The sequence below is a fragment of the Pseudoxanthomonas sp. LjRoot204_2 genome, from assembly GCF_056175765.1.
Map to the genome: position 1 here is coordinate 1 of NZ_JBGFFG010000117.1, position 8555 is coordinate 8555.

The 8555-nt window shown below is 67.3% G+C and carries 8 protein-coding genes; 4 read left to right on the forward strand and 4 right to left on the reverse strand.

The genetic code is table 11. The features are described 5' to 3' along the window. Positions 1 to 136: 136 nt before the first annotated feature. The 3 genes from AC04L7_RS07455 to AC04L7_RS07465 all read right to left on the reverse strand — a co-directional run bounded on the left by AC04L7_RS07455 (position 137) and on the right by AC04L7_RS07465 (position 3155). Positions 137 to 1120: a ribokinase gene (locus tag AC04L7_RS07455; RefSeq protein WP_435996946.1), complete on the reverse strand. Its 984-nt coding sequence runs from the start codon at positions 1118 to 1120 to the stop codon at positions 137 to 139. Between the two features lie 97 nt (positions 1121 to 1217). Next, on the reverse strand, positions 1218 to 2516 hold the full coding sequence (locus tag AC04L7_RS07460) for a NupC/NupG family nucleoside CNT transporter (RefSeq protein WP_296279841.1): 1299 nt from the start codon (positions 2514 to 2516) through the stop codon (positions 1218 to 1220). Between the two features lie 69 nt (positions 2517 to 2585). After that, positions 2586 to 3155 (reverse strand): TMEM165/GDT1 family protein, encoded by a 570-nt coding sequence (locus AC04L7_RS07465; protein ID WP_296279686.1) that lies wholly within the window; start codon positions 3153 to 3155, stop codon positions 2586 to 2588. Between the two features lie 298 nt (positions 3156 to 3453). On the opposite strand from AC04L7_RS07465, the gene hemP reads away from it, so the two are divergent. From hemP to AC04L7_RS07485, 4 genes are all read left to right on the forward strand, one after another. Further along, the gene (gene hemP / locus AC04L7_RS07470) at positions 3454 to 3696 is read left to right on the forward strand and encodes a hemin uptake protein HemP (RefSeq protein WP_436000953.1); all 243 of its coding nucleotides are present in this window, start codon (positions 3454 to 3456) and stop codon (positions 3694 to 3696) included. 118 nt (positions 3697 to 3814) lie between these two features. Further along, complete coding sequence (locus AC04L7_RS07475; protein WP_435996948.1) at positions 3815 to 6052, forward strand: TonB-dependent hemoglobin/transferrin/lactoferrin family receptor; 2238 nt, start codon at positions 3815 to 3817, stop codon at positions 6050 to 6052. Between the two features lie 11 nt (positions 6053 to 6063). Further along, a complete protein-coding gene (locus AC04L7_RS07480) occupies positions 6064 to 6696 on the forward strand; it encodes a ChuX/HutX family heme-like substrate-binding protein (RefSeq protein ID WP_436000955.1) in 633 nt (210 codons plus the stop codon). Positions 6697 to 6707: 11 nt separating this feature from the next. Then, positions 6708 to 7667, forward strand: a complete 960-nt coding sequence (locus AC04L7_RS07485) for a DUF6607 family protein (protein ID WP_435996950.1) — start codon at positions 6708 to 6710, stop codon at positions 7665 to 7667. A 98-nt stretch (positions 7668 to 7765) separates the two neighbouring features. On the opposite strand, the gene AC04L7_RS07490 is transcribed toward AC04L7_RS07485, so the two are convergent. Beyond that, positions 7766 to 8555, reverse strand: a 790-nt coding sequence (locus tag AC04L7_RS07490; protein ID WP_475512761.1) for a PDZ domain-containing protein, incomplete at its 5' end; no start/stop codon positions are given.

The following is an 8555-nucleotide window of genomic DNA, read 5'->3' on the forward strand; positions in this document are numbered from 1 at the left end:
CCGCTTGCACAGCAGGCGGAACGGCTTGTCGGTCACGCCGGCCATGGGGGCCAGCATCACGGGGGCGTCGATGCGATAGGGACCGATCTGCATGCCGGCATTATCCGCCGTTTGTCCCCGGGGAGAACCGGCAGGACTACGCGCCGTAGCGCACCGCCAGGTCCGCGCGCAATGGCATCGCCAGCGCGGCACCAGCACGTTCGGTCGACAGCGCCGCGTAGCGGTTGGCGAACCGCACGTGATCGGCAAAGCAGGGCAGTGCGGCCTCGGCCAGCGACGCCGCGAGTGCGCCGTTGAAGGCATCGCCGGCGCCGGTCGTATCGACGACCGTGGCCGCCTCCGCCGCGACGCGGTAATGCGGGCGGGCGTCGCCGCGCAGGGCGTCGTCGGGATGCGACACGTACACGCCGGTGGCGCCCAGCGTCACCACCACGGTGCCGTGGGGGAACAGCTGACGACAGTGCTGGTGCAGGGTGACCCCATCGAGCGTGGCGACATCGTCGGCGCTGATCCGTTCGCCCAGGTGGCGTGCGAGCAGGGCGGCGAATTCGGTTTCGTTCGGCGTGATGACATCGGCGTGCGCCAGCAGTTCGGTCGTCGTCGCGGCATTCGCCGGTGCGGGGTTCAGCAGGGTGGTGGCACCGCACTGGCGGGCGGCCTGCAGTGTGGCCAGCACGGTGTCCGCGGGCGATTCCAGCTGGGCCAGCACCACGCCTGCGGCGACGAGCACGTCCGCCTGCCCCGTGGCGAAGTCGGCCGACAGGGTCGCGTTGGCGCCGGCGCCGATGACGATGGTGTTGCGCCCGTGCGCATCCACGTAGATGCCGGCGGTCCCGGTGGGCTCCTCGCTCGCGTCGACGCGCAGCGCCAGGCCGTCGGCGGCCGCCAGGTCACGCGCCAGCCGCCCCCCGGCGTCGTCGCCCAGCGCACAGACGAACGTGGTGTCCGCGCCCGCCCGCACCGCCGCGACCGCCTGGTTGAAGCCCTTGCCCCCGGGCCCACTGGCATAACGTCCGGCGATGGTGGCGCCCGCCGCCGGCAGCGCGTCGCAGCGCCAGACATGATCGACATTGAACGAGCCCACGACGACGACGCGGGCGGCAGGGAGGTGCGTATTCATGGTGCGATACCTGAGGTCCGGAACGCGGCATCGCCACGCCCACGGGAAGGGAACGTAAACAGGATGGGCGGGGCGGCCGGCGGCCGCCGCTCACGGGTCAGCCGAAGTGCGACAGCACGCCGGCGATGGTGGCCGTCATCAGCGTCGCGATGGTGCCGCCCAGCACGGCGCGCAGCCCGAACCGTGCCAGGTCGGAGCGACGCTCGGGCGCCAGGCCGCCGATGCCGCCGATCTGGATCGCGATCGAACTGAAGTTGGCGAAACCGCACAACGCATAGGTCGCGATCAGGCGGCCCTCATCGGTCAGCGTCACGCCGGGCGTCTGCCCGTTCACGATGCCGGCCAGCTGCAGGTAAGCGACGAACTCGTTGATCACCACCTTCTGGCCGATCAGCGAACCCACGGTGGTCGCGTCCTGCCACGGTACGCCGATCACCCAGGCGATGGGCGCCAGCAGGTAGCCGAAGATCGTCGCCAGGTCGGTCGGCTTGCCGATCGCGGAGGCCAGGCCGGTGATCTCGCCCAGCCACGTCAGCGGCGCATTGATCAGCGCGATCAGGGCGATGAACGCGAGCAGCATCGCGCCGATGTTCAATGCCAGCTTCAGGCCATCGCCGGCGCCCGCGGCAGCGGCGTCGATGATGTTGCTGGAGGTCTTCTCCACTTCCATCTTCACGGTGCCGCGGGTCAGCGGCGTGCCGGTTTCCGGGATCAGCAGCTTCGCCACCACAAGCGTGGCGGGAGCGGCCATGATCGAGGCGGCCAGCAGGTGCTTGGCATAGAAGGCCTGCTGCTCCGGGTCGCCGCCACCCAGCATGCCCACGTAGGCCGCAAGCACGCCACCGGCGATGTGGGCCATGCCGCCGATCATCATGGTGATCAGCTCGGACTCGGTCATCTTCGGAATATAGGGGCGCACCGTCAGCGGCGCTTCGGTCTGGCCGATGAACACGCTGGCGCAGACGCTGGTGGTTTCCGCGCCGGAGACCTTCATGACCTTGGTGATGGCCAGCGCCATCATCCGCACGATGAACTGCATCACGCCCAGGTGGTACATCACGCCCATCAGCGCGGCAAAGAAGATGATGGTGGGCAGTACCTGGAAGGCGAAGATGAAGCCGAACTTCTCGGTGTCCATCAGGCTGCCGAAGATGAAGCCGGAGCCCGCCTTGACGAACTCGAGGATCTTCACGAACCCATGGCCCAGCCAGTCGAACACTTCGCGTCCGCCGGGCACCAGCAGCACCAGCGCGGCGAAGGCGATCTGCAGGGTGACGCCCGTGGCGACCAGCTTCCAGTCGATGGCCTTCCGGTTGTTGGAAAACAGCCAGACGATGCCGATCAGCACCGCCAGACCGAACAGGCCAAAGCCGATCCGCCCCAAGACTTCCAGCATGTATTCCCCCAGACCTTGCATGTTGTTCTGACCGGGCAGTCTAGCAGCGCGCCGGCTTCCCCAGACCGTTCAGCCAACCCCTCGCCACGCGACCCAGAGGGCCAGGCCGAAGAACACCACGGCAGCCAGCGTGCGGGCCAGCTTCAGCGGCAGCCTGTCGGCGAACCGATGGCCCAGCCAGACCACCGGCAGGTTGGCCAGCAGCATCCCGATCGTGGTGCCCGCGATCACCTGCCACAGCGGCGTGTACTTGGTCGCCAGCAGGACGGTGGCGACCTGGGTCTTGTCGCCGATCTCCGCCAGGAAGAAGGCAAGGGTGGTGGCGATGAACGCGCCGTGCGCGGGCAGTTTCTCGTTCTCGTCCAGGGTGTCCGGCTTTAGCGTCCACAGGGCCACGGCCAGGAAGCTGGCGGCCACCAGCCAGCGCAGGACGTCCGGTGACAGCCATTGGGTGAGCTCAGCGCCCAGCCAGGCGGAGATGGCATGGTTCACGACCGTGGCGGCGAGGATGCCCCAGGCGATGGGCCAGGGTTTGCGGTAACGCGCCGCAAGCAGCAGCGCGAGCAGTTGGGTCTTGTCGCCGATCTCGGCCAGGGTGACGGTGCCGGTGGAGACCAGCAGGGCATGCAGCGATTGCATCGACAACTCCGGGGCCAGGCGTTCGCGGATGGACGYGAAGGCAAACGGCACGCAGCCCGGCCCGGGTTAGCGCGACGCCTGCCTTCGGTCTTGCCCGGCGAAGCGGATCGCTTCGTCCCGCGCACCATGGTCGGCTGACCAAGTGTGTTGACGCGCGGACCCCGTCAGGACGGGTGGGCTACTCCCCGGAGGAGGAAAGTGCGCACATTGTAATGAGACGGACGCGGGCACGGCGGAGACGTTCTCATTTAGACGGCGGCGGGAGGTACATGCACGGGATGTTGACTCGCAAATAAGAATCATTATCATCGATGGTGTTCCTTCCCTGGAGCCCACCATGATCCCGACCCTCACCACCTCGCCCATGCTCGACACGCGTTCGCTGCGCGAGCGCCTCTCCTTGCCGGCCACGCCACGCAGCGAAGACCTGCTCCACAGCGACGCTCTGTTGAAGGGGCAGCGCGAAGTCCTGATCCGCCATGGCGACCGCGTCTATCGCCTGCGTCACACCAGCAATGACAAGCTGATCCTCACCAAGTAGTTCCAAGGTCGCCGCCACCGATGGCGGCGACCCGCTTCTCTCTCCACCGGGCCAGCCAAGGATTCTCCGGCCGCCAGCCTTCCGGGTCTGATCACCACCCACAGGAATGCTGTACGCCATGATGCGTCCCACGCTGCTCACCGCGGCCGTGTGGCTGGCCCTTGCCGGCCATGCCCATGCCGCTCCCGCCACCGATGCGGCTTCGCCCTCTTCCTCCAGCGCCGATGCGAATGAACTGGCGCGCATCCAGGTTACCGCCACGCGCAGCGAGCGCGCCGTCACGGATGTGCCGAACACGGTCAGCGTCATCGATCGCGAGGAACTGGACGACCGCCTGGTCCGCGACATCAAGGCACTGGTGCGCTATGAGCCCGGCGTGACCGTGACCTCCAGCTTCGGCCGCTTCGGCCTGGGTGGCTTCCGCATCCGCGGCCTGGAAGGCAATCGCGTACGCATCCAGACCGATGGCATTCCGGTATCGGACGCGTTCTCGATCGGCAGCTTCTCCAACGCGAGCCGCAACTTCGTCGACTTGGACACGTTGAAGCAGGTCGAGATCGTGCGCGGGCCGTCCAGTTCGCTGTACGGCTCGGATGCGCTCGGCGGCGTCGTGTCGTTCATCACCAAGGATCCTTCGGACTATCTCGATGACGGCAAGGATGCGTACTTCGGCTTCCGCCTCGGCTTCGACAGCAGCTGGAACGGCTTGTTCGGCAACGCCACCACGGCCTTCGGCGGCGAGCGCTGGAGCGGCCTGGTCAGCGTGGGCCACCGGCAGGGCCAGGAGACCGAGAACCAGGGCGATGTCGGTGGCGTCGGTGCCACGCGCACGTTGCCGAATCCGCAGGAACGGGACGGCCGCAGCCTGTTGACGAAGCTGGTCTTTGCACCGAGCGAAGGACAGCGGTTCCGCCTGACGGTGGAAGGCAACGAGGACAATGCCGATACCGATCTGTTGACCCAGCAGGGGTATCAATCGCTGACGCGCGCCACCAACGATCGCGTGATCGCGCGCGACCACCAGACGCGTGCGCGCGTCGCCTTCGCGCATGAGTGGGACAACCTTTCGGCGGCATTCGCCGACAGTCTGGACTGGCAGGTCTACCGCCAGGACAGCGAGACCACCCAGTACACGCGCGAGGAACGCGCGCTGCCGGCGCCGACGCTGCGCGACATCCGCGAGCGCGAGTTCAATTTCGACCAGCGGACCTATGGTCTCCAGGCGAATTTCCGCAAGGCGTTCGGCACCTCTGTTCGCCACGACCTGATCTATGGCCTGGACCTCGCACGTACCGAGACACGGCAGAAGCGCGACGGTCTGCGCACGTTCCCGCTGACCGGCGTGAGCACGCCGGTCATGTCGCCGGATACGTTCCCCGTGCGCGACTTCCCGGTGAGCAAGACCACAACGGCCGCCCTGTACGTGCAGGACGAGATCAGCTTCGCTGACGGCGCGTTCCGATTGGTTCCGGGCCTGCGCGTGGACCACTATCGCCTCGATCCGCAGCACGACGCGATCTTCGACGCCGACAATCCGGGCGTGGCGCTGGCGGACATCCGCGAAACCAGCGTGTCGCCCAAACTCGGCATGGTGTGGACGTTCGCGCCGGCGTGGTCGCTGTTCGGTGGATATGCGCATGGCTTCCGATCGCCGCCGTACAACGACGTCAACATCGGGTTCACCAACGTGCAGTTCGGGTACACCGCCATCGCGAACCCGGACCTGAAGCCGGAAACCAGCGACGGCGTCGAACTGGGCGTGCGTTATGCAGGCGAAGTGGCGTATGCGAGCTTCTCGGGCTACTACAACCGCTACGACGACTTCATCGAATCGATGCGGCCCATCGGCTACAACGACGACGGGCTGATGGTCTACCAGTCGCAGAACATTTCCGAAGCGCAGATCCATGGCCTGGAGCTCAAGGCGGGCCTGGACATCGGTGCGCTGTCCGATGCGTGGGCGGGCTGGTCGTTGCGCGGTGCGGCCGCGTGGTCGCGCGGCAAGGACCGCAGCACCGATACGCCGCTGGACAGCGTGGACCCGCTGACCGCGACGCTGGGCCTGGCATACGACGCCTCGTCGTGGGGCGCGGAACTAGCAGGCCGTTTCGTGGACCGCAAGCGCCGCGTGTCGGACCCGGACTACTACCGCCAGGCGGGCTATGGCGTGCTCGACCTGTACGTGCGCTGGAATTTCGCGCCTGGCGCGAAGTTCAACGTCGGCGTCTTCAACCTGGCCGATCGTCGCTACATCGACGCGGGCGACATGGCGCTCGTTGCCACCGGCAGCACCACGCTCGATCGCTACACTGCGCCGGGCCGCACGCTGTCGGCCAGCGTGGCGGTGAGCTGGTAACCGCCATGCCGATGCTGCGGGCACTCCCCGGTTCCGTCACGGGCGCATCCACGGATGCGTTCCCGGGCGCCGCGCAACTCGCGGCGTTGGGACCGGTGTTGTGCCTGTATCGCACGCAGCACGGCAGCGAACTGGCAGGCTGGCAACAGGCGGTGCGGGTGGAAGCCCGCGCCGGCGTGGGCAGCGACGGTCTGGACGAACGATTGCTGTTCTTCGACGCGCAGGGACGGTGCTGCTGGCGTCTGTGCCTATTGCCGGACAGCGATTTCGTGGCCTGGGATCGCCTGGTGGCGTCGTTGCCGCAGGGCGCCGACGGTGAAGCCGCCGGGCTGGCCGACCGCCTGTGGCAACGCCTCGCGGGACGCTTGCTCGGCGGGCAGTGGCGCGCCTGTGCGCTGCAACTCCATGCGGTGCCGCAGCCCGCCACGTTGCCCGTGCTGGCAGCCAGCCTGTCGTTGATGTCGGTGCTGGGCGTCAACACGGCGCGTCGCATCGCCCACGCGGAAGGCGCGGAACTGGAAAGTGGGCTGCACGACTGCTGCTGCGCATCGTCGACCCGCTACAACGCGTCCCTGCCTGGCGTGGATCGACAAACCCCTATGGAGGCGGGCGACAAGGTCGTGCCGCTGATCAGACTCAAATGAGAGAAGCCACCATGAAAACACCGGTCGCCACCCTGCTGTCCACCGCCTTGCTGCTGGCCGCAGGCCAGGCCTTCGCCGCCGACCCTGCCCGCGATCGCCAGTCGATCCTGGCGATGCAGGGCGATTACACCGTCGACTTCGCCTTCGACGAAACCGTCCTGCTGCAGCCGGGCTACGAGCGGCAGGCGGCCATGCGCAGCGGCGGCGATGAGACCGTCATCGTCGTCGAAGACACGCCGAGCCGGATCGTCCTCCAGCACATCCTGGTCGACGCCGAGAGTGGCCACGTGACCAAGCACTGGCGGCAAGACTGGACCTACGAGGCACCTACGCGCTTCGAGTTCAGTGCCGATCAGACCTGGAGCGTCCGCGCGATCCCTGCCGATGCCACGCGCGGCGCGTGGACGCAGTGCGTGTATGAGGTCAGCGATGCGCCGCGCTACTGCGGTACCGGCCGCTGGGAGTACACCAACGGCGTGACGACCTGGACCAGCGATCTGAGCTGGCGGCCGCTACCACGTCGCGAGTACACCAAGCGCAGCGACTACAACGCCCTGTCGGTGGTCAACCGCCACACGCTGACGCCGAACGGCTGGACTCACGAGCAGTTCAACACCAAGGTCCTGCGAAAACCTGACGGGACGCAGGTGGAACTGGCGCGCGAGTTCGGCTTCAACGATTACATCAAGACCACCGAGGTCGACTTCAAGCCCGCGCGCGATTACTGGCAGGCGACGGCCGGCTACTGGGCCAAGGTGCGCGCGCATTGGGATCGATTCCTGTCCCGCGCGCCCGGCGTCCACCTGAAAACCAAGGTGGATGGCATGGCGATGATCATTCCGCTGTTCACCCAGGCCAGCGACGTGCAGGAAGGCAAGACCGTGGCGGATGCGGCCATCGCCAAGGTGTTCGCCGACTGGGTCGAACCTGCACCTGCAGAACGTACCGCCGCGGCCGGGCAATCGCGCTGAAGGTTCTCTCCGGCACAGGGACGTGCCGCCTTTGCAGAAAAAGACCCCCGCGGTTGCGGGGGCAGGGGATTCATCGGTTTCTCTTCTAGTAATACGTGTCAGAGCAGCGTGCTGCCCTTGCCGGATGGCGGTACGGGCGCAGCAGGCGGCGGGGGCGGCAGCGGCACCGGCATGTCGCCGCCGTCGTCTTCGAAGGTCTGCACCTTGCCGTCCTGGTCGACGATCATCACGCGCCGACGCTCCACGACGTTCGGCGCCTTGCCGGCGGTCTCGGCCGTACGCGGCTTCACGACCACACGCGCTGTCGCGGGAAAACGGAACGCCGCGGCTTTCGGTACGGTCACGGTGCTGGTCCGGGTCTGGCGGTCCCGCAGGTATTCGATCGCGACCTTGGCGTCTTCCGGCTTGTCGCGGAGCGCCTGCGTGACGTCGCGAGGCGAGGTGACGGTTGCGCCGTCGATCTTGCGGATCACATCGCCCGCCTGCAGGCCCTCGAGTTCCTCGCCGACAGACAGCACGAGCACGCCGGCGTCCGTGCCGAAGTAGCGACCCAACGAAGCATCCACCGTCGCCAGGTTGAGGTTGCTCCAGCGGAAGGCATGGGCGAGTGCGGGCAGCTGGCAGTCCTCGCCCTTGCAGTCGCCCAGTCGCCCGAGCTTGCGGAGCTCGAGCTGGACTTCGGGTGCGATGACGGTGCYGATATCGCCCATCGGCAGGGGCACGCCTTCGATCCTCGGCATGCCGCCGTCGGCGCTGCTGAAGAAGACGGCGCCCGGACCCTGGCCGGCGAATGCTACGCGCGGCGATACCTGGGTGGGAGTGACGCTCGCTTCGTGTGTTTTGCCGTCGCGCTGATAGGTGACGCGCACGGGGGTATCCGCCTTGAGG